The 25,188-nt window shown below is 61.7% G+C and carries 26 protein-coding genes and 1 pseudogene; 7 read left to right on the top strand and 20 right to left on the bottom strand.

The features are described 5' to 3' along the window. Window positions 1–94: 94 nt before the first annotated feature. Window positions 95–472 carry a gamma-butyrobetaine hydroxylase family protein gene (locus HMPREF9695_RS05895; RefSeq protein ID WP_006019905.1) on the bottom strand — a complete coding sequence of 126 codons (378 nt, stop codon included), beginning with the start codon at window positions 470–472 and terminating at the stop codon, window positions 95–97. After that, the gene (locus HMPREF9695_RS05890; RefSeq protein WP_024920986.1) at window positions 469–708 is read right to left on the bottom strand and encodes a sulfurtransferase TusA family protein; all 240 of its coding nucleotides are present in this window, start codon (window positions 706–708) and stop codon (window positions 469–471) included. Before HMPREF9695_RS05890 ends, HMPREF9695_RS05895 begins: the two co-directional genes overlap by 4 nt. Before the next feature lie 8 nt (window positions 709–716). On the opposite strand from HMPREF9695_RS05890, the gene HMPREF9695_RS26275 reads away from it, so the two are divergent. Beyond that, a complete protein-coding gene (locus HMPREF9695_RS26275; RefSeq protein WP_157223907.1) occupies window positions 717–1,058 on the top strand; it encodes a hypothetical protein in 342 nt (113 codons plus the stop codon). On the opposite strand, the gene HMPREF9695_RS05885 is transcribed toward HMPREF9695_RS26275, so the two are convergent. The 12 genes from HMPREF9695_RS05885 to HMPREF9695_RS05830 all read right to left on the bottom strand — a co-directional run bounded on the left by HMPREF9695_RS05885 (window position 1,055) and on the right by HMPREF9695_RS05830 (window position 12,349). Continuing rightward, entirely contained in the window at window positions 1,055–2,311 is a 1,257-nt protein-coding gene (locus HMPREF9695_RS05885; RefSeq protein WP_006019902.1) for a molybdopterin molybdotransferase MoeA, read from the bottom strand. The two genes, HMPREF9695_RS26275 and HMPREF9695_RS05885, sit on opposite strands and share 4 nt — an antisense overlap. A gap of 6 nt (window positions 2,312–2,317) precedes the next feature. Further along, complete coding sequence (mobB, locus tag HMPREF9695_RS05880) at window positions 2,318–2,845, bottom strand: molybdopterin-guanine dinucleotide biosynthesis protein B (protein ID WP_006019901.1); 528 nt, start codon at window positions 2,843–2,845, stop codon at window positions 2,318–2,320. An 82-nt stretch (window positions 2,846–2,927) separates the two neighbouring features. Then, window positions 2,928–3,938, bottom strand: coding sequence for a formate dehydrogenase subunit gamma (locus tag HMPREF9695_RS05875; protein ID WP_006019900.1), 1,011 nt, complete (start codon window positions 3,936–3,938; stop codon window positions 2,928–2,930). Between the two features lie 80 nt (window positions 3,939–4,018). Then, window positions 4,019–4,615, bottom strand: coding sequence for a formate dehydrogenase FDH3 subunit beta (gene fdh3B, locus HMPREF9695_RS05870; RefSeq protein WP_006019899.1), 597 nt, complete (start codon window positions 4,613–4,615; stop codon window positions 4,019–4,021). 14 nt (window positions 4,616–4,629) lie between these two features. After that, entirely contained in the window at window positions 4,630–7,596 is a 2,967-nt protein-coding gene (locus tag HMPREF9695_RS05865; protein WP_006019898.1) for a formate dehydrogenase subunit alpha, read from the bottom strand. A 13-nt stretch (window positions 7,597–7,609) separates the two neighbouring features. After that, window positions 7,610–7,840: a hypothetical protein gene (locus HMPREF9695_RS05860; protein WP_006019897.1), complete on the bottom strand. Its 231-nt coding sequence runs from the start codon at window positions 7,838–7,840 to the stop codon at window positions 7,610–7,612. Between the two features lie 41 nt (window positions 7,841–7,881). Further along, window positions 7,882–8,670 (bottom strand): Cro/CI family transcriptional regulator, encoded by a 789-nt coding sequence (locus tag HMPREF9695_RS05855; RefSeq protein WP_006019896.1) that lies wholly within the window; start codon window positions 8,668–8,670, stop codon window positions 7,882–7,884. Between the two features lie 109 nt (window positions 8,671–8,779). Then, complete coding sequence (locus HMPREF9695_RS05850) at window positions 8,780–9,481, bottom strand: DUF3306 domain-containing protein (RefSeq protein WP_006019895.1); 702 nt, start codon at window positions 9,479–9,481, stop codon at window positions 8,780–8,782. Then, the gene (locus tag HMPREF9695_RS05845; protein ID WP_006019894.1) at window positions 9,478–9,987 is read right to left on the bottom strand and encodes a DUF3305 domain-containing protein; all 510 of its coding nucleotides are present in this window, start codon (window positions 9,985–9,987) and stop codon (window positions 9,478–9,480) included. Before HMPREF9695_RS05845 ends, HMPREF9695_RS05850 begins: the two co-directional genes overlap by 4 nt. Before the next feature lie 25 nt (window positions 9,988–10,012). Beyond that, a complete protein-coding gene (locus HMPREF9695_RS05840) occupies window positions 10,013–11,032 on the bottom strand; it encodes a DUF6352 family protein (protein ID WP_006019893.1) in 1,020 nt (339 codons plus the stop codon). Beyond that, window positions 11,029–11,586, bottom strand: a complete 558-nt coding sequence (locus HMPREF9695_RS05835; protein ID WP_006019892.1) for a DUF6505 family protein — start codon at window positions 11,584–11,586, stop codon at window positions 11,029–11,031. Before HMPREF9695_RS05835 ends, HMPREF9695_RS05840 begins: the two co-directional genes overlap by 4 nt. Window positions 11,587–11,593: 7 nt before the next feature. Beyond that, a complete protein-coding gene (locus HMPREF9695_RS05830) occupies window positions 11,594–12,349 on the bottom strand; it encodes a biotin/lipoate--protein ligase family protein (protein ID WP_006019891.1) in 756 nt (251 codons plus the stop codon). Between the two features lie 146 nt (window positions 12,350–12,495). On the opposite strand from HMPREF9695_RS05830, the gene HMPREF9695_RS05825 reads away from it, so the two are divergent. From HMPREF9695_RS05825 to mobA, 4 genes and pseudogenes are all read left to right on the top strand, one after another. Continuing rightward, on the top strand, window positions 12,496–14,535 hold the full coding sequence (locus HMPREF9695_RS05825) for a 4Fe-4S binding protein (protein ID WP_006019890.1): 2,040 nt from the start codon (window positions 12,496–12,498) through the stop codon (window positions 14,533–14,535). A 55-nt stretch (window positions 14,536–14,590) separates the two neighbouring features. Further along, window positions 14,591–15,427, top strand: a pseudogene (locus HMPREF9695_RS05820) (Mrp/NBP35 family ATP-binding protein); the annotation flags it as partial. Window positions 15,428–15,493: 66 nt separating this feature from the next. Continuing rightward, window positions 15,494–16,345 (top strand): formate dehydrogenase accessory sulfurtransferase FdhD, encoded by an 852-nt coding sequence (locus tag HMPREF9695_RS05815; protein WP_430648567.1) that lies wholly within the window; start codon window positions 15,494–15,496, stop codon window positions 16,343–16,345. Next, the gene (gene mobA, locus HMPREF9695_RS05810) at window positions 16,338–16,967 is read left to right on the top strand and encodes a molybdenum cofactor guanylyltransferase MobA (protein WP_006019887.1); all 630 of its coding nucleotides are present in this window, start codon (window positions 16,338–16,340) and stop codon (window positions 16,965–16,967) included. Before HMPREF9695_RS05815 ends, mobA begins: the two co-directional genes overlap by 8 nt. A gap of 10 nt (window positions 16,968–16,977) precedes the next feature. Here mobA and HMPREF9695_RS05805 read toward each other — a convergent pair whose 3' ends face one another. From HMPREF9695_RS05805 to HMPREF9695_RS05785, 5 genes are all read right to left on the bottom strand, one after another. After that, the gene (locus HMPREF9695_RS05805; protein WP_006019886.1) at window positions 16,978–18,927 is read right to left on the bottom strand and encodes a molybdopterin biosynthesis protein; all 1,950 of its coding nucleotides are present in this window, start codon (window positions 18,925–18,927) and stop codon (window positions 16,978–16,980) included. Between the two features lie 10 nt (window positions 18,928–18,937). Continuing rightward, the gene (locus HMPREF9695_RS05800) at window positions 18,938–20,068 is read right to left on the bottom strand and encodes a molybdopterin-binding protein (protein WP_006019885.1); all 1,131 of its coding nucleotides are present in this window, start codon (window positions 20,066–20,068) and stop codon (window positions 18,938–18,940) included. 64 nt (window positions 20,069–20,132) lie between these two features. Beyond that, window positions 20,133–20,963 (bottom strand): ABC transporter substrate-binding protein, encoded by an 831-nt coding sequence (locus tag HMPREF9695_RS05795; RefSeq protein WP_006019884.1) that lies wholly within the window; start codon window positions 20,961–20,963, stop codon window positions 20,133–20,135. Window positions 20,964–20,981: 18 nt separating this feature from the next. Then, the gene (locus tag HMPREF9695_RS05790) at window positions 20,982–21,704 is read right to left on the bottom strand and encodes an energy-coupling factor ABC transporter ATP-binding protein (protein WP_006019883.1); all 723 of its coding nucleotides are present in this window, start codon (window positions 21,702–21,704) and stop codon (window positions 20,982–20,984) included. Between the two features lie 2 nt (window positions 21,705–21,706). Next, a complete protein-coding gene (locus tag HMPREF9695_RS05785; RefSeq protein WP_006019882.1) occupies window positions 21,707–22,399 on the bottom strand; it encodes an ABC transporter permease in 693 nt (230 codons plus the stop codon). An 87-nt stretch (window positions 22,400–22,486) separates the two neighbouring features. Between HMPREF9695_RS05785 and HMPREF9695_RS05780 the strand changes: the two genes are divergently transcribed. After that, entirely contained in the window at window positions 22,487–23,374 is an 888-nt protein-coding gene (locus tag HMPREF9695_RS05780; RefSeq protein WP_006019881.1) for a substrate-binding domain-containing protein, read from the top strand. A gap of 12 nt (window positions 23,375–23,386) precedes the next feature. On the opposite strand, the gene HMPREF9695_RS05775 is transcribed toward HMPREF9695_RS05780, so the two are convergent. Then, on the bottom strand, window positions 23,387–23,680 hold the full coding sequence (locus tag HMPREF9695_RS05775; protein ID WP_006019880.1) for a hypothetical protein: 294 nt from the start codon (window positions 23,678–23,680) through the stop codon (window positions 23,387–23,389). A 159-nt stretch (window positions 23,681–23,839) separates the two neighbouring features. On the opposite strand from HMPREF9695_RS05775, the gene HMPREF9695_RS05770 reads away from it, so the two are divergent. Next, window positions 23,840–25,183, top strand: a complete 1,344-nt coding sequence (locus HMPREF9695_RS05770; protein ID WP_006019879.1) for a c-type cytochrome — start codon at window positions 23,840–23,842, stop codon at window positions 25,181–25,183. Window positions 25,184–25,188 lie beyond the last annotated feature (5 nt).

Below are 25,188 nucleotides of genomic sequence, written 5' to 3'. Positions count from 1 at the left end.
TCGGCATCCCTGGCAATATGAAATCGAGTTCAGGTAGCGGTGGTCGGGAGCCGAGCGAAACCGGTGCTGCCAACAGGCTCATCCGGCCCGTGTCTCAGCGGATACCGGGCTTATCCCGATCCAGACCTTTGGCGGCCAGATCGTCGAGATAACTCTGGAGGCGCAGATCGGCGTTGGCCCCAAGATCATGCAGAAAGGCCCAAGAGTAGATCCCGGTGCTGTGCATGTCGTCAAAACCGATTCGCACTGCATAGTTTCCGACGGGATCGACAGAGAGAATGGCAACGTTGCGCTTGCCGCCGACAGTTTTCCGCTCTGCCTCCGAGTGCCCCTGTACCTCCGCGGACGGGCTGGTCACGCGAAGCAATTCGGCAGAAAGGCTGAAGGTTTTTCCGTCGTCGAACGCAATGCTCAGCGATCGCTTGTCCTTGGCAAGCCGGATTTCCACCGGCCACGGGGTGAGTTCGCTCAAGCGACCGCCCCATCCGTCTTTTCAATCATGAACACAATGCGCTTTTCGGCGCGTTCGATGATCTCCACGCGATCACCGGTTTCCCGGATCAGGTTAGGAATGTCGATGACAGAGAGCGGATCAGTACAATGCACCTCCAACCGGTCGCCTGCGGTTAGGCCCCTTAGCGCCTTCCGCGTCTTTAGCACCGGCAGCGGGCATTTGAGCCCTGTCAGATCGAGCTTGGTCATGGTCATGCTTCTCAATGGCGGACACTCAATCCAGCGTCAACGATCACGAATGCCGTTTCTTGCAGCGCATCATTTTTGGCGGGTTTATTGCAGTTTTGCTTGATCCTGACGTGCGACGAAAGCGCGACAACAGGCAGCTTGCTTTGCCCGGTTCCCGAGCACAAAATGCAGCCAGAACAATTGATTTGCTGGGGAACGTCATGAAAATCTTTATCGTCGCATTGGTTTTCGCAGGGATCTCCGCCGCTGCGGTGTCGATGCTCCTCAACAAGTTTCAGGAGCCTGGCTACGTCGCGTTCACGACGAGCGGAGCGCGCGTCGGCGATCCCGGCCATAATCTGATCGGGCCGAGCTAAATCAGACTCCCGTAATCCAGAAAACCCACAGTCTGGCCGGGCTTTATTGACGTGACCTCTTCGCCGAGTTGAACGAGCCCATCGGTATCGACCAGCGACGAAAGTAGCCCCGCTCCTTCACGCGGAAATTTCACCGCCTCTAGGACGCCATCGTCCGCCGTGCGCAGGCTGACCCGGACATATTCGCGGCGTCCGGTTTTCTTGGCGTAGGTAAAGGCAGAGCGCACGGGCATCGGCACCGGACTTTTCTGTGTTGTTCCGGCAAGCGCCAGAACTGTCGGACGAACGACGTAAGTAAACGTCACAAAGCTCGCCACAGGATTCCCCGGCAATCCAATAAACGGCGTGCCGCCTATGACCCCCATCGCAACCGGGCGCCCCGGCTTGATCGCCATCCGCCACAGCACCAGCGTACCGACGCTCTCGACGGCGGCCTTGACGTGATCCTCCTCCCCCGTGGACACGCCGCCCGAGGTAAGGATCAGGTCGTGACGGATTGAAGCGTCTTTCAGCGCCGCGGCAAGAGACGCGCGGTCGTCACGCAGAATGCCAAGATCGCTGACTTCGCAGCCGAGCCGCTTCAACAGGGCAGTCAGCATGAAGCGGTTGGAATCGAACAACTGCGCGGCGGCGCGCGGAGCACCGGGCGAAACCACTTCGTTGCCGGTCGAAAACACAGCGACCCGCAGCCGCCGCCTCACCTCGACGCGCGTCAATCCAAACGCTGCGATGAACGCGATGTCCTGGGGACGCAGCCGGCGGCCTGCCGGCAACGCGGCATGACCTTCGGCGATATCCTCGCCCACAGGCCGCACGTTCGCTCCAGCCTTGAGGCCCGGCGGCAGCACAACCTTGCCCGCCTGGTCGAGACGCGCATCTTCCTGCATGAACACGGTATCCGCACCCACGGGCATCGGCGCGCCGGTGAAAATGCGGATTGCCTGTCCCGCTGCTATTGCGCCAGAGGTTGACGATCCAGCCTGGATGCGGCCGGACACCGGAAACGATTGCTCCTTGTCGCGCGGCAAATCGGCGCTGCGCACGGCATAGCCATCGACGGCGGAATTGGTGAACGGCGGCAGCGCCAACGGCGCTTTAATGTCGGAGCTGAGAATTCGGCCGTCGGCCTCACTAAGATCGACCCATTCGGTGTCTGCCACGGCCTCGACGCGACTCGCGATCGTCGAGACAGCCTCATCGACCGACATCATCGGGCCGCCGAACGCGAAGCAGTCGTCCGAGAGTTGTGCCATCGGCGATCAGGCTCCCGCAGCCTCATGGGCGAGCACATCCTCGATCCGCACCGCGGCTGCCCGCATGATGCGCGAGACAGCCGGAATGTCATCGAGATGCGCGGACGGCAGAGCCGTATTTACCGCGATATCGGCGGCGATGCCGACGATAGTCGGATCTTTGGGAAACATCAGCGGTTTGCCATTCGCGGCGCGATGCACTTCGATCTTGGGATGCCGGTCAGCCTTGAAGCCTTCGACGATCAGCAAATCAACGCGTGACATCTTGGACAGCAACTCAGCCAGTGGCGGCTCGGGCGCGCCCCGCAGCTCATGCATCAATGCCCAGCGGCGGCCCGAGGAAATCAGCACTTCGGTTGCACCTGCCTGCCGGTGCTGCCACGAATCCTTGCCGGGAATGTCGACGTCGAAGTTGCTATGGGCGTGCTTCATTGTCGAGACACGCAGGCCCTCAGCAATAAGGTGCGGAATCAAGCGGGTCAGCAGGGTCGTCTTGCCCGCGCCGCTCCATCCCGAAAGACCAATCACCTTCATACACTGCTCCGAAACTCAAAAGGACTGCCCGGCCACGCCGGACAGTCCTTTATATAGGTATGAGCCTTATCGATAGATGGAATTATTCGGCCGGCATGGCCCGTGGGCTGCCGGTGTCAGGGGCGCGGCCCTTGGCCTGTTCTTCCTCAACCCAGAGCGAGTGATGCTCCTTGGCCCAGTTGAGGTCCACCTCGCCGGTGCCCATAGCGTCGAACGCGCCTTCCATGCCGACCGTGCCGATGTAAATGTGCGCCAGAATGCCCGCGATAAACAACACGGCGATGATCGCATGAATCACCGTCCAGAACTGCAATGCAGTCACATTAGCGGGGATGTACGGAAACAGCATAAACCAGCCCGATACCGACATCAGCAAGCCGCCGATAATGACCATCCAGAAGATGCCCTTCTGGCCGGCATTGAAGCGCTTTGCCGGCGGGTGCTCGCCGTTCTTGAGCATGCCCCCGCCCTTCCTGATCCACACGAGATCGAGCTTCCCCGGGATGTTATCCTTGACCCAGATCAGGAACATGATCACGAGGCCAAGCATGAACGGGAATGCGAGATAGTTATGCGCGATCTTGCCCCACGCGGTCAGCGTGGAGAATGCTTCCGCTCCGAATATCGGAAGGATCAGTATGCGGCCGAAGCTGATATTCAGGCCCGACAGCGCCAGAATGATGAAGCAGCTCGCCGTCAGCCAATGGGTGAACCGCTCGAAGCTCGCAAAGCGAAGAATCTTGATGCCGGAAAATCCATGCTCCACCCGGATGCGGCCGCGCACCATGAGAAAGATCGTGAGCAGCGCGAGCATGCCGAGGATGGCAACGCCGCCAATAACGGGAAGCGTGTGGCGCTGGAAATCCCGCCAATCCTTTCCGGCGGGTTGAATCAGACTCCTTGCCATCGGATCAGGAATGGTGATCCGCCCGGTAATTTTGTCGCCTTCCTTCAGCGCCTTGAGAAGCTGGTCTTCATGCACAGCGTCGGCGGTGGGCTTGAACGATAGCTGCGCGGCGGCTGGCTGAGCCAGCACAAACAGCACCGCGACGGCGGCACATACGGCCTTAAGGGTTGAGAGCGCGATCGACATCGGCACGACCTTCCAGTTTTCAATCAAGAACAACTTCGGACACGTTGTCCGAAGGCCGCTGGGGCCTTCGGCGCTGCGCCCTAGCCTGTCGGTGAGTCGCTATAGGCTGTCTTCCAGCCCCACATGCCCGAACCGTAGCCGCGCTTCATCACGCGCTCCTTGTAGATTTCGGCAATGATGGCGCCATCGCCGGCCAGCAACGATTTGGTCGAGCACATTTCGGCGCAGATCGGCAGCTTGCCCTGGGCAAGACGGTTGGCGCCGTACTTGGCGTATTCGGCCGGCGAGTTATCGGCTTCCGGACCACCCGCACAGTAGGTGCACTTGTCCATCTTGCCGCGCGAGCCGAAGTTTCCGACCTTTGGATACTGAGGCGCGCCGAACGGGCACGCATAGAAGCAATATCCGCAACCGATGCAGAGATCCTTCGAGTGGAGCACCACGCCGTCTGCCGTGGTGTAGAAGCACGATACCGGGCAGACCGCGGCGCAAGGTGCGTCGGTGCAATGCATGCAGGCCATGGACACCGAGCGCTCGCCGGGTTTGCCGTCATTGATGGTGACGACGCGGCGGCGATTGATGCCCCAAGGGACTTCATGCTCGTTCTTGCAGGCGGTCACGCAGGCGTTGCACTCAATGCAGCGGTCGGCATCACAAAGAAATTTGACGCGAGCCATCGTTTATTCTCCTCTCACGCCGTTTGAATCTGGCACAGGGTCACCTTGCCCTCGTGCATACCTGTGACCGGGTCGTAGCCGTAGGATGTGATCGTGTTCACGCTCTCGCCAAGCACGATCGGATCCGCACCCTTCGGATATTTGGAGCGCTGATCGACGCCCTGGAACCAGCCGGAGAAGTGGAAGGGCATGAACGCCACGCCCTTGCCGACGCGATCTGTGACAAGCGCCTTCATGCGCGCCTTCGACCCGTTTTCCGGTCCGGTAACCCAGACCCAACCGCCGTCCTTGATGCCGCGCTCGGCCGCGTCGGACGTGTTCACTTCGACGAACATGTCCTGCTGCAATTCGGCGAGCCAGCGGTTCGACCGCGTCTCTTCGCCGCCGCCTTCGTATTCCACGAGGCGTCCGGAGGTGAGGATGATCGGGAATTGCTTGGCAAGTCCCTTGTCCACTGCCGCCTTCTGAATCGAGAAGCCGAGGTTGGCCATGCGGAACTGACGTCCGTCAGGCCGCGTCGGATACTTCGCCACCAGTTCAGGCCGCGCCGTGTAGATCGGTTCGCGGTGAACCGGCACCGGGTCCGGCAGATTCCACGCCACCGCGCGGGCCTTGCCGTTGCCATAGGCCATCACACCATGTTCCAGCGTGACGCGGATGATGCCGCCGGACAGATCGACCGCCCAGCCCACACCGTCCGGATTGTTGCCGCCGATCTTGTTGATGGTGGCGAGTTCGGCCTCGGTGAGATCCTTGTCCCAGCCGAGCTTCTTCAGCACGCCATAGGTGAATTCGGGATAACCATCGGTCAACTCCGAGCCCAAGCTATAGGAGCCTTCGGCCAGAAGATTGACGTTCTTCACCGAACCATCGGGTTGCTTCTCCTCGTACACCACACCGAAGCGCGCACGGAATGTGCCGCCACCATCCTTCACATGAAGGTTCGTGTTGTAGAGAGTATGCGTTCCCGGGTGCTTGATCTGGGGCGTGCCCCAGCACGGCCACGGCAGGCCGTAATAGTCGCCGCCGACCTCGGGCTCGTCTTTCTTGGCGCGCAGCGTGACCAGGTCGAATTTGCCCTGGTTCTTCATGTGCGCTTTCAGCCGTTCCGGCGACTGGCCGGAATAACCGGTCGAGAAGCCGCCACGATTGATTTCGCGCAGAATGTCTTCCGGAACCGGGCGGTTGTTCTCCACCTTGATGTTCTTGAACATCAGATCGGCGAAGCCAAGCTTCTTCGAAAGCCGATAGATAATCTCGTAGTCATCCTTCGACTCGAAGATCGGCTTGACGATCTGCTCACCCCACTGCAGCGAGCGGTTGGAAGCCGTGCGTGAGCCCGATGTCTCGAACTGCGTACAGGCCGGCAGCAGGTATGTGCCGTTCTTGCGTTCCGAGATCGCGGAGAACGTCGTCGGGTGCGGATCGGCGACCACGAGCAATTCGAGCGCTTCAAGGCCTTTTACCATTTCGGTCATGCGCGGGATGGTGTTGCCACCATGTCCCATGATGACCACGCCCTTCACGGTGTCGCGTTGATCGACGTCATCCGGTTTGGCAAGCGTCGCATCGAACCATCGGGTCCACGGGATGCCCGGCAATTCCATGTTCTGCTTGCGTGTGCGGGCCGGACGGCCCGCCTTTGCCGGCACTTCGTCGAAACGCGCCTGCAAGTAATCGTAATCGACGTCCCAGACACGGGCCCAATGCTTCCATGCGCCTTCGACGAGACCGTAATAGAGCGGCAAAGACGTGATATCGAGGCCGATATCGGTCGCGCCCTGCACGTTGCAGTGGCCGCGGAAGATGTTTGCGCCGGTCCCGTAAGAGCCGACGTTGCCGGTCGCGAGCAAAAGATTGCAGTAGGCGCGGACGTTGGCGGTGCCTACGGTGTGCTGCGTGCCGCCCATGCACCAGATGAACGTAGACGGCTTCTGTTTGGCGAATGTCTCGGCGACCTTCTTCAATTGCTCGCCGGGAATACCGCTGACGCGCTCGACCTCTTCCGGCGTCCATTTGGCGACTTCGGCGCGGATCTGATCCATGCCGTAAACGCGCTGGGCAATGAACTGCTTGTCTTCCCAGCCGTTGTTGAAGATGTGGTGCAGCATGCCCCAGATCACCGCGATGTCGGTGCCGGAGCGGAAGCGCACGTACTCGGTCGCATGTGCAGCCGTGCGCGTGAAGCGCGGATCGAGCACGAAGACGTTGGCGCGGTTGATTTCCTTGCCCGTCAGAATGTGCTGAAGCGAAACAGGATGCGCTTCGGCGGCATTCGATCCCATGAAGACGATGGTCTTCGAGTTGCGGATGTCGTTGTAGGAGTTCGTCATCGCGCCATAGCCCCAGGTGTTTGCAACACCCGCGACCGTGGTCGAGTGACAGATCCGCGCCTGGTGATCGATCGAATTGGTGCCCCAGAACGCCGCGAACTTGCGGAACAGATAGCCGCCTTCGTTGGAGAACTTCGCCGATCCAAGCAGGTAGACCGAGTCGGCGCCGGACTTGGCGCGGATCTCGAGCATCTTGTCGCCGATCTCGTTGATGGCCTGATCCCATTCGATCTTCTGCCACTCGCCGTTGACCAGCTTCATCGGATACTTCAGGCGGCGATCGCCGTGCACCAGTTCGCGCACCGACGCGCCCTTTGCGCAGTGCGATCCGCGATTGATCGGACTATCCCAACCCGGCTCCTGACCGACCCAAACGCCGTTCTGCACTTCCGCGATGACCGTGCATCCGACCGAACAATGCGTGCAGATGTTCTTTTTGACCTCCGTCGGCGCACCGACGATTTTCGGTCCGGCCTGCGCCTTGCGCACCGATCCGAGTGGCATCAATCCGATAGCTGCGCCGGCGCCCGCAACGAGTCCTGAGCGGCGCAGGAAGGTTCGGCGATCGAGAACACCGGATGCGAGGCCCGCGGCAATGCCCTGCAAGCGTGCACGGCCGGCGATTCCTTCTTTTCTCTTGATCAGCATGTGCGTGCTTCCATCAATAACGGTTGACGCGATAGTAGTTTTTGACGTCCGGCGAATCGGCCTTGTAACGAGCCTTGACGCGCTCGGCCTGCGACTCGTCCGCCTCCGCCTCGGTTGCCAGCGGCACAGCAGTCGCGGCCGCCGCGACGACGGATCCGCCCATCATGAAGAAGCGGCGACGATCTAGACCCTTCGCATCCTGCGGCGCCTCTGGAGATGCCTTGCTCTTGGACGGTTTGCTCATCGCGGTCTCCTTCCAGTCAATTTTCCAGTTCAGCTCTCACGTCACTCGGACAGTGTGAAAGCCTGTGATTCCAGTTCCATGAAGATGCGGCCGACGCGCCCGACAGCGCGATAGAACTTGACCGATTGCGAAATCTCGAGATCGGCGAACATCCGCGCGGCCCAGGGCTTCAGATGCCGCTCGAAGAACCGCGCCTGCGCTGCGAAGTCCGTATCGAAGTCGCCGCGCGCTAGACCAGCCATGACCTCGAGCAGAATTGCGATGTGATCTTCCGGCTCGCGCGCCGGTCCAGCGCGCTCAATTCCGAGGACGTCGAAATCTTCACGGACGCGCGCGAGCGGCCGCTCGTGCAGGAAGCCCGTCAGATAATAAGAGGCGTAGGGCAGCAGTTCCCCTCGCCCCAGTCCGATGAACAGATCGAAAAATTCCTTGGCGACCACGCGCTCGTCGAACTGCGCCGCCGCGGCGGCGAGTTCGATATGCGCCATGCCGAGATCGGACGCGTCGCCTTTGAGCATCGCGACCTTGGACAATGTGTCTGCGGTCGGCGCTTTGCCCAGCAGCAGCGACAGCAAGCCGTACTCCGCGGCGCGAAGTTGATCGATTTCGTCGATGTCTGATTTCGCTGGCATATGCTCCCCGGCTGATCCGTAGAGGTCGGGGCGGAGAACGAAACGGGGGACCTGTGTCAGAGACTCAACGGCCAAGACTCTCTCAGCCGGAATACGCGACCAAGCCGAAACCGAAGGCTGTGCAATTCCAATGGCCCTCGCCAGGGAGGCGACGCCGCCTGCTGCCTTGATGGCCTGCTCTAGTCCCGAGTCCCGCATGGTACGAACCGAGTTCCCCCCTCCGTGCCTTAAAATCAGGCATCTGGTCTGGAATTATTCTAGTTCCAACTAGTACCATAGGTTCGTCCTATGCCTCAAAAACTTTTGTCTAAATCCTTGGTTTTGCAGAACCATGCCGCCGCACCTGATGTTGCGACGCATTAGATCTGGTTTCGTCGACAGCTTGCGCAACCTCAATCCGGTCCTGCTCAGTTTGCTTGAAATCAGCGGCAACAGGCGTTGTGGTTGAGGACGGGGCAGACACTCTCACCTGTTGGAGTGATAGATCCGCTTCTGAATTTTGCAGCGCAATACCCGAATCATCGCTCGCAGCGGTGGGTGCGTCACTATGAGGCAGGCTATCCGACGATTGCTGAGCGCTGGATGATTCCCCGCCCATGATCTGCAAAACCATTTTCGCAATATCAGTGCCGGCCGCGATCTCGCTGTTTCCCGGCACACCGCCCGGCGTGTTCCAGTCATACGCATAGTCCAGCGCCGGATTGACATAATTGCGGATCGCGGGATCCAGCGCCCAGGATTTTCGCAAGGCTGCGTTTCGCAAACTTTCGGGCACACCCTTGCGCAGGAAGCCGGTTATATCGGTGGTTTCCGTAATCTCTTCCAGCTTCGGCAAGCTTGAGAGATCAAACTCCTCGGCATCGCCTTCAACAACTGGCGTGGGTGCAGCATCGCCCTCTTCGGCCGATCTTTCAGCCGTGCCATCCGTCTCTGGCTGCTTCGCATCCTGTTTGCGTTGCGACCAGCGTGAAAGGAAACTCTTCTCGGTATCCTTCTCGTTCTTACTCATGCGCCGCCTTTCCGCTCCCCGGATGGATCGCCGCCGCGCCTGCGATTAACATTTGCCTGATCACGTTTACGCTTGTGGAACACCTGCTCGACGTGAAACTCATCAACGAAAGCCGCGATCCACGCCGCGATATCCGGTGGCATCGGTACGGTGCCGATCACGTCGGTGCCACTTTCGAACATCGCCTCACCTTCAGTCGGATCGGCGGTGACCTTGGTCAATTCGAGTTCCGGTCCGCCGTCCTGACGCCGCAGCGCGACCCATATCTGCGGCGACCCATCGACAAGATTGTCTCGGTAATTGGCCGTCTCTGCGCTGAACAGATCGATAAATGCAGCGCCAGCGTAGTATAGCGTCGCATCGGCCTCCTGCGACAACACCGTCCAGGGCGCGGTCGCGGGCACAGTCTCGAGAATGGAGACAGGCGACCACATATGGTCGATCCATGGATTGTCGATCGCGCGGCGACGCAAGACCACGCCGACTTCACGGGACGCTTCGGTCATATCTGAACCTCCCGTTACCGGTGAATCACGCAACATTCGCCGCTGGCGCAAGCGGCAATCCCGCAACAAGGTTCTGCGGCTTCAGGCGCACCACCTTGTCCGCGCCCATCGCCAGAATGAGATAAACCGGCTTGTTGCCGACGCGTTCATCCACGAACCGCGAATCCTCAAATGTCATACGCATCAGCGCCACGATCCGCTCGGCGGCATCTGCGCCGGGCGTATCTCCATTCCACAGCGCGTTACCGATCCGGGTTCCCTCGCTGTCGAGCCCGACGAACCAGCGCCAGTCGCGGTCCTCGATAGACGCGACAGGCTCCACCTTCACAGCGACACCCAGAAGATGGGCGATCCAGCGTTCGATCACCCGGCAGAGCGCATCGCGCGCTTTCGGATTGCCGCCAAGATTCATGACCATCGCATGCGCGTCGGATCGCGACCAATAGGTCCACGCATTTTCGTCATCCATGACGTCCATCTCGCCGAACGCCTGCGGCTGGAGCATGGCGGTCAGAGGAGAGGTATGAAGATCATGCTGTGCATGATGCTGCGCCTCAACGACTTCGGCATCAGCAAGCAGCAGTGCGCCATTGTGAACCGTTGCTTTCTGGCTCCGATAGAACAATTCGGCCGCGCGCAGCACATACGGATCGTCGCAGCCTTCAAGGGCGTTGCGCAGGATCAGGTGACACAGTTGCGAGAGAAAGATCGGCGGCAGATCGCCGGCACCCTTACGCGCGAGTGCCACATACACGGCCTCAAGCGATGGCGCCGCCATCAGCCGATCGCGAAACGCCGTCATGAACGTCCAGTTTTCGCGCGCGTCAGCGTCGGCGAGTGCGGCAATATCGGCTTTCGATACTGGGCGGAGCGGGTCTGCGAGCAGACTCGCGTGCAGCTCACGTTCAGCGTCGCAGGCATCGTCTGGCGGCATTAGTTCCGGCCGCGCCAGATACGCCATGATCAATTCCGGCGTCGCAATCAGCCTGCCATGATCGGCCCGGCGCGTAAGATGATGGCCTGAAGCAACCCAGAATTCTCTCATGTCCGGTCCGTCTTTGTGAGCCCAAGAAGATCGACTTCCTCGGCGGGTTCATCGCCTTCGACCTCATGAAAGGTAAAGGCGCGTGCATGGCTGTGCAATCGATCCCCGCCCGGTTCGGTCGCGCGTGGCTTCAACGTCCGAAAGCGCTCGCGGATTTCTCCATTCTCAATGCTTCGGGCGACCGCCAGCAACGTTTGTGGCTCGTGGTCACACAGCGAAGCCGCAAACGCGACTTCTTCTTCAGCGGCAGAGCGCGCGGCCTCGATGTTCGGTGCGCCGAACTTCGCCATCAATTGCTCCGCAAGCCGATCGATCACGCCTTGCCGCTCGGCCTCGGATGCCTCGATCACGACCGCAAGCGTCGACCAGCCCAGACTCTCGATTCCGAGAAAACCGGACCGCAGAGCTACCCGTTGTTTCTGTCCGAGGGTTGCGGGATCGCTGTCCCAGAATACGAACGCACCGGATACTGCCCATTCGCCGGGCTCGGCGGCACGCTCGAATACGAATGTGTCCGAGGGATCGAGCCTGATGGTGCGCGGCAATTTCAGCATGTCCGCCTCACCCAAGTTTCGGGGCGCGGTATTCGGGATCATACCATGCGAGCTTGGCCAGCCCATCGAGCAGGCTGTCGCGCTCCGGCGGATTTTTCGCGGAGGTACTGATAAGCAGATCGCCATTGACGTCGATTCCGCGCCTCTGGCCGGCCGCGTGCGGCGTAAGCCGCTCCAGATAATCGCGCGCAATCGGCTCGAAACCCCGCTCGTTCCACCGGTCGAACGCCGCCATGAAATGGCGAGCGAAACTGCCGACGATCGCCTCGGTCTCGACCATTTCGAACCCTTCGTTGAGCAGGGCAACGCCGCCTGCCGCAACGGTTTCCTCGACATGCGCCATGTCTGCGGCGCGCAGAATGACGCCGAACACAAGCCACTCCGGAATTTCATCCTCGCGGCAGTCCTTCGGCCAGCCAAGCCGCCCGCCACCCAGCACACCGCCGTCGAACAGGATCGTGTCCGGCCATGTGAACTGCACCTCCCGCTCCGGCGGGCAATGCACCGCGATAGCGTCCCCGATCGCATTCATGCCGGCAAAGAAGGCGCGGCGGGCCGATGTCAACGGCTGGTCCGGCTCGAGCACGACGGCGAACTCGACCAGGTCGTAGCGCCGGACCCAGACCAATGTTCCCGCGCCGGCTTCGGCTGCAATAGTGCAGCCGTGCGCAAACGCGTCGCCATACTCGCGAAGCGATACGAGCTTGTACCCCGGAGGCAGATCGAGCGGCTGTTCCGCTTGCGCGTGACGCGAAACCATCATCGTAGAAAATTTCCCTAAGCTCTTTGTATTTGGGCAGTCTATGCTATTCCGGTCAAGCGGCCGGGCGCTTGCGCGAGCCGTTACCACGGCACCATATGGTTGAAATAGCCACTCTGAGCAGACGCCAAGGGTCAAGGTTGCAGATCATGAACAGCGCAAAGTCCCGCCTTCTGGTTTGCAGTTGCGAAAAGAGCATGCCGCTCGATGCGCAGGCAATCGGGCGCGGGTGCGCGGCGCACATGACACAGGCCAACCAGCTCTGCGGTCTGGACCTCGCCCAGTTCAAGGCGGCGCTCGCGGAAGGCCAAGCGATCACGGTCGCGTGTACGCAGGAAGCGCCGCTGTTCAAGGAAGTCGCTGAGGAATTTCCCGACATTCCCCTTACCTTCGTGAACATCCGCGAAACCGGCGGATGGTCGAAGGATGCCGCGGCGGCTGGGCCGAAAGCCGCGGCGCTGATCGCCGCTGCTTCGGAAGAAATGCCGCCGATTTCGCTGGTCACACTGGAAAGCGGCGGTGTCGCGCTGATCTATGGCCATGATGACGTTGCCATCGACGCGGCCAGGCGTCTTGCTGACCGGCTCGACATCACCGTCATTCTCACCAAACCCGGCGATATCACGCCGCGTGCGGTCAATGAGTTTCCGGTGCTGAAAGGCACGATCCGCAATGCGCGCGGATATCTCGGCAACTTCGAACTCGCCATCGACGATTACGCTTTGCCGGCACCTTCCTCACGAAGCAAGCTCGTGTTCGGCGCTTCGCGCGATGGCGCAACGTCGGCCTGCGACCTGATTCTCGATCTCAGCGGTGGCCTGCCGCTGTTTCCGGCGCACGAACTGCGGCCCGGCTATCTGCGCGCGGATCCGCGCGACCGCGCCGCCGTCGAGCGCGCGATTGCGGAAGCCGGCAACCTTGTCGGCACGTTCGACAAACCGCGCTTCATACACTTCGAAGAATCACTCTGCGCGCATTCTCGGTCGAACATCACAGGCTGCACGCGCTGCCTCGATCTGTGCCCAACCGGCGCGATCACACCGAACGGGAATGCCGTCGCGATCGATCCCAACATATGCGCCGGCTGCGGGTCATGCGCATCAGCCTGCCCGACCGGAGCGGCATCCTATTCCCTGCCAAGCGCCGATGCGCTGATGCGCCGCTTGCGCACATTGCTGCAAACCTATCGCAAGGCGGGCGGCGAACAGGCGGTCGTGCTCTTTCATGACGGCGACCACGGCGAACCGCTGATCGACGCGTTGGCGCGATTTGGCGACGGCTTGCCGGCCAACGTGCTCCCGGTTCGCGTCAACGAAGTCACGCAACTCGGACCGGAATCCCTCGCAGCGGTCTTCGCCTATGGCGGCACAGGCGCCGCGCTGCTGATGCGCGCACAGCCAAGGCACGAAACGGCCGGACTGCGGCGCGCCGCCGATATGTCAGGGACGATCGCCGCTGCGCTCGGCTTCGGCGACGGCCTTGTCCGCATTCTGGAAACCGACGATCCCGATCAGTTGCGCGCGATGCTCGACGCGATGCCGCGTGGCGTTGCTTCATCGAATCCCGCGAGCCTCATTCCGCGCGGCGCCAAGCGCGGCGTGCTGGAAACCATGTTCCGGGAACTGCATCTCACGGCCCCTGCTCCGGTCGATGTCGTTCCGCTCGCGGCTGGCGCGCCATTCGGCACCGTTCAGTTGAATGTCGAAGGCTGCACGCTCTGCCATGCCTGCGTCACCGCCTGCCCAACCAACGCGCTTTCCGACAATCCCGACCGGGCGATGTTACGTTTTACCGAAAGCCTCTGCGTTCAGTGCGGGCTGTGCGAAGCGACCTGCCCCGAGGATGTGATCACGCTGGAGCCGCGGCTCGATTTCCAGGCCTGGAATGCACCGCTGCGTGTGCTGAAGGAAGAAGAACCCTTCCATTGCATCGCCTGCGGCACGCCGTTCGGCACCAGGAGCTCGATCGAGCGCGTGCTGTCGAAGTTGCAGGAGAAGCACTGGATGTTCGAGGGCGCCAACGCGCGGCGGCTCGACGTCATCAAGATGTGCGCGGACTGCCGGGTCGAGGCTGTCGTCAATGAAAGTTTCGATCCCCACGCCGCACCGCAACGGCCGCCCGTGATGTCCACCGAGGATTATCTGCGCGCGCGGGAAAGCAAGAAGAACGATCCTTTCGGATCGCAATGAACCGCGCGCGCCGTGAGCGCGATCGGTCGGGAGATTGAATTTGTCAGTTACCCATGCCACCCCCAACCCACCCGCGACATCGAAGGCCGCGGGCATTCCCGGCGTGAAGCACGTCGTTGCCGTGGCCTCGGGCAAGGGCGGCGTCGGCAAATCGACGACCTCGTGCAACCTCGCACTCGGATTCGCGGCGCTCGGACTGAAAGTCGGTATTCTCGACGCCGATATCTATGGCCCGTCGCAACAGAAGCTGTTCGGCCTGCGCGGCAAACCGCGTCTGCTCGGTCCGCGCATGCTGGAGCCGCTGGAGCGCTTCGGGGTTAAAGTCATGTCGATCGGATTTCTGGTCGAGGAAGACAACGCCATGGTCTGGCGCGGGCCGATGGTGATTTCGGCCATCACGCAGATGCTGCGCGAGGTCGCGTGGAACGATCTCGACATTCTCGTCGTCGATCTTCCGCCGGGTACCGGCGACGTACAACTCACGATGGCTCAACAGACACCGCTGGCGGGTGCGGTTATCGTTTCAACGCCGCAAGATATCGCTTTGATCGATGCACGCCGCGGCATCGAGATGTTCAAGAAGGTCAACATCCCGATATTGGGCCTGATCGAGAACATGGCGAGCTTCTGCTGTCCGGCCTGCAACCATGTCACGCCGATCTTCGGCCACGGCGGAGCGCGGCTTGACGCGGAAAAGCGCGGCATCCCCTTTCTCGGCGAAATCCCGCTGGACATGGCGATACGCCAGACATCAGATGAAGGCCGTCCGGTCGTTGCCACCGACCCGGAAGGCGTTCATGCGAAGCACTATATCGGCATCGCACGCCAGCTCTGGACGTCCATCACCACCGGCGCCGCGGTCAGACCCGCGCCGCGTATCGTGATCGAGTAAGCCATGACGGAAACAGTTCAAGCCAGGTCGACAAATGCGAGAAAGGACCAGCTGGTCCCGCGCGTGATGCCGGACCCGAAGAACCCGCGCCTCACCGAGCGTGTCATGGGGATCGACCAGACCGGCGCGCCTGTCGAGATCGGCGTACCGGTCGAGCGGCCGCTAACCCTCTACCTCAATTCGCAGGAGATCGTCACCATGATGACGATCAACGACTATCCTGAATATCTCGCGCTCGGCTATCTCCTCAACCAGAACATGCTGAAGCCCGACGATGTCGTAACCGAGGTGGTCTACGACGACGATCTCCAGGTCGTGGTCGTCTACACCGAGCGCGGGACCAACTTTGAAGAGAAGCTGAAGAAGAAAACGCTCACCTCCGGCTGCGCACAGGGCACCGCCTTCGGCGATCTGATGGAAGCCATCGAGGGCGCGGTCCTGCCCAAGGCGGAATTGCGCACATCATGGCTCTATCAGATGACCCATGCGGTCAACACCGCGCCCTCGCTCTATCTCGAAGCCGGCGCCATCCACGGCTGCGTGCTGTGCAAGGAAGGCGAACCGATCTGCTACATGGAAGATGTCGGACGGCATAACGCGGTCGACAAGATCGCGGGCTGGGCCTGGCGGCATAAGGTCGATGCTGCCGACAAGATCATGTACACGACCGGGCGCCTTACCTCCGAGATGGTGATCAAGACGGTGCGAATGGGCATTCCCATTCTGGTGTCACGCTCCGGTTTCACAGCGTGGGGCATCGAACTGGCGCGGCAGGTCGGCTTAACGCTGATCGGGCGGACCAAAGGCAAGCGATTCATCGCACTGTCCGGACAGGAGCGGATCGTCTTCGACCAAAGCCTGGAATTTGTCGCCGAGGAATCCGCGCGGCACCGGCGCAAGGGCAGCGACGATGACTGAGGACCGGCCATCGACAGTCGGTGTTCTTCTCGCAGGCGGGCTGGCGCGGCGCATGGGCGGCGGCGACAAGCCGATGAAAACCATCGGCGGACGCACCATCCTCGAGCGTGTGATCGGGCGGCTCGCACCGCAATGCGATGGACTCATTCTCAACGCCAATGGCGACCCTGCCCGCTTCGCGGCGTTCGGGCTTCCTGTCGTCGCAGACACCGTTGAAGGATTTGCAGGTCCGCTCGCCGGCGTCCTGACGGCGCTCGACTGGGCGGCCGAACACAGGCCGGATGTCGAATGGGTCCTCAGCGCGGCGACAGACTGTCCCTTCCTGCCGCGCGATCTGGTTGCGCGATTGCAGCGTGCGCGGATCGCGGAAGACGCCCAACTTGCGGTCGCAGCTTCCGGCGATCAGACCCATCCGGTGATCGGACTTTGGAACGTCGCCCTGCGCGGCGACCTGCGGCACGCGCTGGTGGTGGAAGACATGCGCAAGATCGATCGCTGGACCGCCCGCTACAAGCTGGCGACAGTGACCTGGCCGGACAAGCCGATCGATCCGTTCTTCAACGCCAACACCGTCGAGGACGTCGCAGAGGCCGAGCAACTCGCGGCGCTCGACGGCGCTTGACCCGGACCTACTATGCCGGACGGAATCCCGCCCGCTCCAGCGCTGCACGCGTTTCCGGCGATGTGAGCGAGTCCAGAAAAGCCCGTACGGCGGGCCGCGGCTTTCGCGCAGTCACAAGCGCAAAGTCGTAGTGCTCCTCGGCAAACGGAATAAAGCCCAGCCCGGCGGCGCGCGCGACCGGCGCAATGGTCATGCCCCAGTCGGCACGCTTCTGCGCCAACGCCGCCGCGACGGCATTGTGCGAGCGCGGCTGGTTCCAGTAGCCATCCGGTTTCACACCATCGAGCAACCGATCGATCAGAATGCGCGTGCCCGCGCCCTGATTGCGGTTGACCATCAAACACGACGGGTCTTTCAGGGCCGCACGCACAGCATCCTCCGCACTGAGACCTTCGAAGCGTTCGTCTCCTGCACGGAACACAATGCCTTGCATGCGCCGGTAGCCCGGGACGAGTTCAAGGCCGGGGACAAGAAATGGCGTGTTGTATGTGTCGGTTTTCTCATCGAACAGATGGATCGGGGCGAGATCGCATTCGCCGCGCCGCGCCGCGGCCAATCCGCCGAGGCTTCCCACCGAGATCGAACGGACAGATAGTCCGGCGCGCGCCAGCGGGGCTGTGACGACATCAAGCCCGGTGCAATGGCTGCCGACAATCACCAGATCAGGCACACGGACATGCGGCGTGAACAGCATCACCTCGGTGTCGGTTCCTGCCGGCATCTGATCCGCGAGCGCATCGATCTTCAGAAAGCCGTCGGCCTGCGCGAACGACGTGATCGCGCCGGAGCCCTTGCCTGACGGATAGGCAATCAATCCCTCATCCCCCTCGACCAGCGACACCATGACGAATTCGGTGCGGCCGAGTTCCGATGCGATGCGCACCGGCACCTTCGCCGTCACACGCGCATCGTTGCGCGGCGGCAGTCCCGCAAGGCGTCGCAACACCGGCACGATCATGTCGTGAAATGTGAACATCGCCGACGTCGGAAATCCCGGCAGGATCACGACCGGCTTGCCATCGCACACTGCGAGGCACAGCGGCTTTCCCGGCTTCAGCGCAACGCCATGCGCGACGATGCCCGGTTTGCCGAGCCGCGCGACAATGCGATGGGACACGTCGCCCTCGCCTTTCGAGGTCCCACCGGACAGGAGCAGCATGTCGCTGGTTGCCAGCGCCTCGCGCATCACAGCTTCGAGCCTGTCCTCCTCGTCCGGGAACGCGCCGAGAAAGACAGCGTCGCCGCCATTTTCCGAAACCGCAGCCGCAACGATCGCGCCGTTGGTGTCGTAGATCGCAGCCGGACGCAGCGGGAGGCCAGGTTGAACGAGTTCGTCGCCGGTTGAAATGATCGCAACGCGCGGTTTCTTCGTTACCAAAACACGCGCGATACCCGATGCGGCCAGCATGCCGATCTCGCGCGAGCCCACCAGCGTGCCCGCGCGCAGCAAAATCTCGCCGCGCGCGATATCGGAGCCGGCATAGGACACGAACTGCCCCGGCGAGACAGCACGCCGGATCTCGATCGCGTCATTGCGCAGCGGCTGCGTATGCTCGATCATCACCACGGCATCTGCGCCGCGCGGAATGGGACCGCCTGTGGCAATCGGCGTTGCGGAGCCTTGCACCACTGGCAATTCCGGCGCAGTGCCGCAGGCAATTGTCTCATCGTTCAACCGCAGGTGAACCGGCGACGCCTCGCCCGCAGCCTCTAGATCGGCGGAACGAACGGCAAACCCGTCAACGTTGGAACGGTCGAAAGGCGGCACGTCCATCGCTGCCACCACATCGCTCGCCAAAGCCAGACCGAGCGCATCCGAAAGCGCACGTTCCTCAACAGCGAGTTCGCGCGGAAACAGCGCAGCCTCGAATCGCGCGAGCGCCTCCTCACGCGACAGGATCGTGAGAAACTGATCCTGATCCGCGCCATCGCGGCTTGAAGCTGGACCTGACTTGTTCATTTCACTTAACTCATGACACTTCGCGAAGGGAAAGCGCGCCGACCGGCGTTCCGGCGGCATGACCCTCGCTGTTCCCTGCCACGGCAAGCCAGGCGTCGGCATTGATAATGGCATCGAGCGAAAGCTGTCCTGCCGCAAGCGGCATCCAGGCCTGATCCGACATTTTCAGCAGCACGATTTCGGCAACACCGATAGCGGAAGAAATCTTGCGCGCAAGGGGGCGGACCATTTCCTGCCGCGGCAGTCGTGCGGTCAGCATGTCCAGCACGGGTTGAACCAGCGCAAGGCAAGCGCCCAGCGCCTGATCGGGCAAGCCCGGCAGCGCGACCACCGGCGTTGCGCCGATCTTACCGACAGCCGCCATGCGTCCCGGCTGGAGTGCTAGTCCGTACGCCAACAGCGTGCCGCATTCCTTGATGGCGTGGATTGTCGCATCCGTCCGGCCGCCACCTGTGCCGCCGACGGTTAACAGCAGATCGCAAGTCTCGACGCCAACCGCGGCGACTATCGACGCGGCGTCGCGTCCGTTGGTTTTCGACATCGTCACGCGAGCGCCTGCGGCTTTCGCGAAATCGAAAATAAACTGTGACGACGCTGTGCTGCTGTCCGCCGCCTGCACATCGATAATGCGAACTTGCGGAGATCGAACCGCCACGTGCGCAAGTCCAGCCACGCGGGCTGCGAGCACATCGAGTGAGCCGACAATCCGGCCCGCTTCAACAATCGATCGTCCCGGCGCAAGATCATCTCCGGCGCGGCGGACTCCCTGACCGGGTACGGCTTCGGCCACAACCTGACACAACGGCCCAGTCTGCTCGACCAGATCGGCATCCAGCACGCAATCGCAATTGTCCGGGAGACGCTCCCCCGTCTCGACCCAATGCGGCGATTTCACGAGTTGAAGCGGCGAATAGGACGATGCGCCGACGATGTCGCTCGCGCGCAACGCCCATCCATCTGTCGTTGCCGTGTTGAACGCCGGCAACGCCGCCTTTAACGGAGACGTCTCGGCTGCGACACGGCCGATCGCCTCCTCTAGCGGCACTTCAATGGCATCGACGGGCTTCAGGTCGCTGCACAGCAACCTGAGCGCAACATCGAGTGGCGTGAGCGCCGCCGTCAAACGCTGTGTCTGAATCATGCCTGATGGTGGACCATCTGGCAGCGGCTTAGCAACCGCCGGATGGTCCTGCTCAGACAAGCCCTCAAGAGGCCTTCTTTTCAGCGTTCGGGAAGAACAGTTGCTCGCCATTAACCTGATAGGCGGCGATCGCCGCTTGTCCCTCGGGCGAGATCAGCCAGTCGATGAAACTCTGGCCGAGATCCTTTTTTACCGTGGGGTGTTTTTCAGGGTTCACAAGGATGACGCCGTACTGGTTGAACAGCCGCCTGTCGCCTTCGACCACAATCGCGAGATCGCCGGGGTTCTTGAACGACAGCCAGGTGCCACGATCGGAAACGACGTAGGCATTCATCGCACCCGCGGTGTTGAGCGCGGCGCCCATGCCTTGCCCGATCTCGCGGTACCACGGACCCTTGGCGGTTTCGAGATCGACTCCGGACTGCTTCCACAAGGCAAGCTCAGCCGAATGGGTGCCGGACTTGTCGCCGCGCGAAACGAACGGAGCGGCCTTTTCCTGAATGGTTTTCAACGCAACGACAATGTCCTTGCCCTTGACGCCTGCAGGATCGGTTTTCGGGCCGATCAGGACAAAGTCATTATACATGACATCGAAGCGCTTCACGCCCTGCCCTTCGCTGACGAATTTTTCTTCCTGCGCTTTGGCATGCACGAAGACAACGTCGGCGTCGCCACGCCGCGCCGTATCCAGCGCCTGCCCGGTGCCCTGCGCAATCACCTTCACGTCGATGCCGGTCTTGGCTTTGAACAAAGGCAGGATGTAACCGAACAGACCGGAATCCTGCGTCGATGTCGTCGAGGCGACGACGATGGACTTGTCTTGGGCGGAGACTGGCGTCGCAAGCGCGGCGGCAAGCAGCGAGACGACGAGAGCATAAGCATACCGATGTGTCATAACCTGTCCTTTTAGTGTTCAAACGACGAGATCGCCGCGTACGAAAGCCGCAGCCTCCGGTGTCGACGGGTTTTTAAGAAAGTCTTCAGCAGGCGTTTGTTCGCGAACGGCGCCGCGCACCATGAAAACGACATCGCCGGCAAGCCGCCGCACCTGGCCCAGATCGTGCGATGCCATGACGATCTTGATTCCGGATTGCGCGGCAGCGCGGACAATCTCCTCGACGCTGCGGGTTGCCGCCGGATCGAGGCTGGCGGTCGGCTCGTCGAGCAGAAGCAGCTCGGGATCTCGCGCCAGCGCCCGGGCAAGAGCCAGCCGTTGCTGTTCACCGCCGGACAAACGGCGGGCGGGACGCATGGCGAGTTCAGCGAGACCGACGCGTTCGAGCAGTTCCGCCGTGCGCGCGGCGACTTTCTCGCTCGGGTAGTCCGCGTGTGTCAGCCCATACGCAATGTTCGCAGCCGCAGTCCGGCGCAACATCACCGGGCGCTGGAATACGAACGCACGCCGGGTCGGCTTGACGTCAGCGCGGCCGCCCCAGGTGATCGCGCCTTCGGTTTGCACCGAAAGCCCCATGCAGAGCCGCAACAACGTACTCTTGCCTGCTCCGTTCGGCCCCACCACCACGGTCGGCGCGCCGGATGCGAGCGTCAGACTCAGGCGATCGATGATGGTCGTCGCGCCTGCGCGAACGGAGACGCGATCGAAAACCACGGGCAGATCAGTGACCGGCGCGCGCATGCTCACCCCGCCTGCCGTTCGGACCAGATCCGCGCGCCCCACGCAGCGGCGTTGATCGCAAAAACCAGAGCGACCAGAATCAAACCGAGCCCCAATGCAAGCGGCAGGTTTCCTTTTGATGTTTCCAGTGCGATCGCCGTGGTCATCGTCCGGGTGAAGCCGTCGATGTTGCCGCCGACGATCATGACGGCCCCCACTTCTGCCGCGGCCCGGCCGAAGCCGGCGAGCAATGCGGTCAGCAGACTGAAGCGCGCGTCCCACAACAGCGTCGTCATGCGGCCAAGCGGACCGACGTCCATCGCCGACAGTTCGTCACGATATTCTGTCCAAAGATCTTCAATGGTCTGGCGTGCAAGTGCGGCGATGATCGGCACGATCAGGATCGCCTGCGCAATCACCATGGCGGACGGCGTGAACAGAATGCCGAGCTCGCCGAGCGGTCCGGAGCGCGAAAGAAGCAGATAGACCACAAGACCCACGACCACCGGCGGCAAGCCCATGAAGGCATTGAGAAGGACCACGATGGCATTGCGCCCCGGAAAGTGCGTGAGCGCGAGGACGGCTCCGAGCGGCAAACCAATGCAGGCCGCGAGCACGACGGCCGAGAGGCTGACAGCGAGCGACAGTTTGACGATGGCAAACAACGCTGCATCGCCGCTCACGATCAATTGCCAGGCGTTCAGCCCATCCAGCATTCCGTTTCCTCCCTATGCGTTGTCCTGCATATTTTTCGATGGTGTCAATGAATTGAAAATATGCAGAAATATTCATATAAACGCAGAATGGAAATGCTGACGACCAGTGAGGCAGCCGATTACCTCCGACTTGGCGAGCGCAAGCTCTACGAGCTGGTCGCCGAGGGTGCGATCCCCTGCACCAAGGTCACCGGGAAGTGGCTTTTCCCGCGCGATGAACTCGACCGCTGGATGCTGTCGGGCCTGATGCGGCCGGCCGGAATGGCCACATCCCAGCCGCCTTTGATCATGGGCGGAAGCCAGGACGCGTTGCTGGAATGGTGCCTGCGCGAATCCGGCTCCGGTCTCGCCACTCTTGTTGAAGGGACCGAAAGCGGCGTCGGACGCGTCCTGCGGGGCGAAGCCATCGCCGCGGCAATTCATTTTCACAGTGAGAATGAGGATTCAGGCGAAGATGCCAACGTCGCAGCAGTGCGCGCCATGGCCGGCCTGCACGATGCGGTGCTGATCGGTTTCGTGCGGCGTGAGCAGGGCCTTCTGCTCCAGCCGGGAAATCCGAAAAACCTCTCAGGGCTCGCGGATGTCCTCACGCGCGGTGCAACCATGGCCGTGCGGCAGCCCGGTGCGGGTGCTCAAATGCTGCTGGAAGTTCTTCTGAAGCAGCATGGCGCGAAGCCGAAAGACCTCCGCCGGCTCGAGCCCCCCTGCTTGACCGGACCCGATCTCGCAACAGCGATCCGCGCGGGCGAAGCCGATTGCGGCATTGCGACGCGGGCTGCCGCCAAAGCAGCAGGTCTCGATTTCGTGCCGTTGCTCTGGGAAAATTTCGATCTGGTGATGCGGCAGCGCTCTTACTTCAAGCCGGCGCTGCAAGCCTTGGTCGGCTTTTTTTCAAGAAAGCCGCTCCGACAACGAGCAACCGATCTAACCGGCTATGACGTTTCGCCCGCCGGGACCGTCCGCTTTTTTGCGTGACGAGTTGAACCGCTATTTCGTTTTCGTGTCCGGCGGGCAATCCGGGCTCACCTGCATCGGCTTGCCGTCGCTTTGAACAGTTGGAGCAGCAGAATTGGCATGCCCTCCTGCGGACGGCAGAATAGCGCTTTTTTCCATCGCCATGGAATTCGTCGATGACGAATCCGCCGCCTTGCCCGTCGTTGTGCCAGGGGCCGTGTTGCAACTCGTTTCCTGCTTGTCAGCCGACGGTGCCGGCGTCTGTGCGAAGACAGGCGTCGTTGTGAGAACGCCCACAAGAATGGCTGCGGTGATCCGGTCAATCATTTTGAGGCTCCTGTGAGCGGAAAACATCAAGTATCCGAACAAGGCAAACGCCCGTCCGTGATCATTGTTCCGTTGCAGCCAGTGACGCGCTGACGCAGTGCCTCTTGGGCAGGACTTTATCGGACAGGACTTTCATGCTTCGCTGGATAAGGAATGAAAATGGCTTTTCGAGAAGGAACCACGGTGCAAGGCGTTGACCGTCGCAACATAAGGTACCGGTTTCGCCTTTTGCTCGCGGTCAGTGTACTCGCCGCGGCAATCGGTGCGATTCCCGCCATCGCGCAGTTACGCGGCCACGGCGGCCCGGTTCGGGCGCTTGCGATTTCATCCGACGGACGAATACTGCTTTCGGGAAGCTTCGATGGCAGCGCGATTCGCTGGTCGCTTGATCGCGACGCTGCCGAACAAGTGCTGCGATTTCATGCCGATGCCGTCAATGCAACCGCCCTCCTCAGGGATGGCCGCGCAGCAACAGCGGGCGCTGACGGCCGCATTGCAATCTGGACGCCGGGCAAACAGCAGCCTGACAGCGTACTTGAAGGCCACACGGCCCCAATCGCCGCGTTAGCGCTGTCACCGGATGGCGCAGTCCTCGCTTCGGCGGCGTGGGATCACACTGTGCGACTCTGGCCGCTCGCTGGCGGCACAGCGCGCGTGCTCGAGGGCCATACGCAAAACGTCAACGGCGTCGCATTCAGCCCCGATGGCAAATCTCTTGTCAGTGTCAGCTACGACCTCACGGTTCGCATCTGGCCGCTCGACAGCACCGCATCGCCAGCCACTGTGACCCTGCCCGCTCCGCTGAACGCGGTGATCGTGTCCGGTGACGGCGAAATCGCCACAGCCGGCGCAGACGGGAAAATCTATTTTCTCACCGGCGCGGGAAAACCGGATGGCGAAGCTGCCGCAGGGCCGATCCCGGTGATTGCAATGGCAGCATCGAAAGATGGTGCATTGCTCGCGGCAGCGGATGTCCGGGGCTCGGTTGCGATCGTCGATCGCAAAGCGCGCGCACTCGCCCGCAGGCTTGTCGGACCGGGACTTCCGGTGTGGTCGGTGGCGTTCATGCCGGACAACGGCACGCTTTTGACCGGCGGCGCCGACAGCGTGATCAGGCGCTGGAACGCACGCACCGGGGAGCCGATCGGAGCGACGATTCAGGAGAATCCGAACGACCCGCTTGCCGCCTTCGCTGGTGACCGCGGGGCCGAAATTTTTCGGGCTTGCGTGGCATGTCACACCCTCGCACCGGATCAAGGCAACAAGGCTGGTCCGACGTTATCAGGAATTTTCGGACGCAAGATCGCAACGCTGCCGGGCTACAATTTTTCAGAGCCGCTGAAAAAGCTCGACATCGTCTGGACGCCGGAAACAGTGTCGAAGCTGTTCGAGGTCGGCCCGGCGGTCTATACGCCGGGCACAAAAATGCCGGAACAACTGATCGGGTCGCCCGAAGACCGCGACGCGCTGGTGCAGTTTCTGGCGCGTGCCACGAAGAAATAGGGCCT

The sequence above is a fragment of the Afipia broomeae ATCC 49717 genome (assembly GCF_000314675.2).
In the GTDB taxonomy this organism is placed as follows: domain Bacteria; phylum Pseudomonadota; class Alphaproteobacteria; order Rhizobiales; family Xanthobacteraceae; genus Afipia; species Afipia broomeae.
Note: the sequence above shows the minus strand (reverse complement) of the source record. Positions and strands in the feature narration are given on the sequence as shown.

What these genes read in the sequence shown, in the direction of transcription:
- HMPREF9695_RS05860 (WP_006019897.1), bottom strand. Translation starts at nt 7,840, where the DNA reads ATGAGCAAACCGTCCAAGAGCAAGGCATCTCCAGAGGCGCCGCAGGAT.
- HMPREF9695_RS05800 (WP_006019885.1), bottom strand. Translation starts at nt 20,068, where the DNA reads ATGATTCAGACACAGCGTTTGACGGCGGCGCTCACGCCACTCGATGTT.
- HMPREF9695_RS05770 (WP_006019879.1), top strand. Translation starts at nt 23,840, where the DNA reads ATGGCTTTTCGAGAAGGAACCACGGTGCAAGGCGTTGACCGTCGCAAC.
- HMPREF9695_RS05780 (WP_006019881.1), top strand. Translation starts at nt 22,487, where the DNA reads ATGGAAATGCTGACGACCAGTGAGGCAGCCGATTACCTCCGACTTGGC.
- HMPREF9695_RS05840 (WP_006019893.1), bottom strand. Translation starts at nt 11,032, where the DNA reads ATGAGAGAATTCTGGGTTGCTTCAGGCCATCATCTTACGCGCCGGGCC.
- HMPREF9695_RS05855 (WP_006019896.1), bottom strand. Translation starts at nt 8,670, where the DNA reads ATGCGGGACTCGGGACTAGAGCAGGCCATCAAGGCAGCAGGCGGCGTC.
- HMPREF9695_RS05825 (WP_006019890.1), top strand. Translation starts at nt 12,496, where the DNA reads ATGAACAGCGCAAAGTCCCGCCTTCTGGTTTGCAGTTGCGAAAAGAGC.
- mobB (WP_006019901.1), bottom strand. Translation starts at nt 2,845, where the DNA reads ATGAAGGTGATTGGTCTTTCGGGATGGAGCGGCGCGGGCAAGACGACC.
- HMPREF9695_RS05830 (WP_006019891.1), bottom strand. Translation starts at nt 12,349, where the DNA reads ATGATGGTTTCGCGTCACGCGCAAGCGGAACAGCCGCTCGATCTGCCT.
- HMPREF9695_RS05805 (WP_006019886.1), bottom strand. Translation starts at nt 18,927, where the DNA reads ATGAACAAGTCAGGTCCAGCTTCAAGCCGCGATGGCGCGGATCAGGAT.
- HMPREF9695_RS05790 (WP_006019883.1), bottom strand. Translation starts at nt 21,704, where the DNA reads ATGCGCGCGCCGGTCACTGATCTGCCCGTGGTTTTCGATCGCGTCTCC.
- HMPREF9695_RS05795 (WP_006019884.1), bottom strand. Translation starts at nt 20,963, where the DNA reads ATGACACATCGGTATGCTTATGCTCTCGTCGTCTCGCTGCTTGCCGCC.
- HMPREF9695_RS05875 (WP_006019900.1), bottom strand. Translation starts at nt 3,938, where the DNA reads ATGTCGATCGCGCTCTCAACCCTTAAGGCCGTATGTGCCGCCGTCGCG.
- HMPREF9695_RS05845 (WP_006019894.1), bottom strand. Translation starts at nt 9,987, where the DNA reads ATGACCGAAGCGTCCCGTGAAGTCGGCGTGGTCTTGCGTCGCCGCGCG.
- HMPREF9695_RS05835 (WP_006019892.1), bottom strand. Translation starts at nt 11,586, where the DNA reads ATGCTGAAATTGCCGCGCACCATCAGGCTCGATCCCTCGGACACATTC.
- HMPREF9695_RS05885 (WP_006019902.1), bottom strand. Translation starts at nt 2,311, where the DNA reads ATGGCACAACTCTCGGACGACTGCTTCGCGTTCGGCGGCCCGATGATG.
- HMPREF9695_RS05815 (WP_430648567.1), top strand. Translation starts at nt 15,494, where the DNA reads ATGCCGGACCCGAAGAACCCGCGCCTCACCGAGCGTGTCATGGGGATC.
- fdh3B (WP_006019899.1), bottom strand. Translation starts at nt 4,615, where the DNA reads ATGGCTCGCGTCAAATTTCTTTGTGATGCCGACCGCTGCATTGAGTGC.
- HMPREF9695_RS05775 (WP_006019880.1), bottom strand. Translation starts at nt 23,680, where the DNA reads ATGATTGACCGGATCACCGCAGCCATTCTTGTGGGCGTTCTCACAACG.
- HMPREF9695_RS05865 (WP_006019898.1), bottom strand. Translation starts at nt 7,596, where the DNA reads ATGCTGATCAAGAGAAAAGAAGGAATCGCCGGCCGTGCACGCTTGCAG.
- HMPREF9695_RS05850 (WP_006019895.1), bottom strand. Translation starts at nt 9,481, where the DNA reads ATGAGTAAGAACGAGAAGGATACCGAGAAGAGTTTCCTTTCACGCTGG.
- HMPREF9695_RS05890 (WP_024920986.1), bottom strand. Translation starts at nt 708, where the DNA reads ATGACCATGACCAAGCTCGATCTGACAGGGCTCAAATGCCCGCTGCCG.
- mobA (WP_006019887.1), top strand. Translation starts at nt 16,338, where the DNA reads ATGACTGAGGACCGGCCATCGACAGTCGGTGTTCTTCTCGCAGGCGGG.
- HMPREF9695_RS05785 (WP_006019882.1), bottom strand. Translation starts at nt 22,399, where the DNA reads ATGCTGGATGGGCTGAACGCCTGGCAATTGATCGTGAGCGGCGATGCA.
- HMPREF9695_RS26275 (WP_157223907.1), top strand. Translation starts at nt 717, where the DNA reads ATGGCGGACACTCAATCCAGCGTCAACGATCACGAATGCCGTTTCTTG.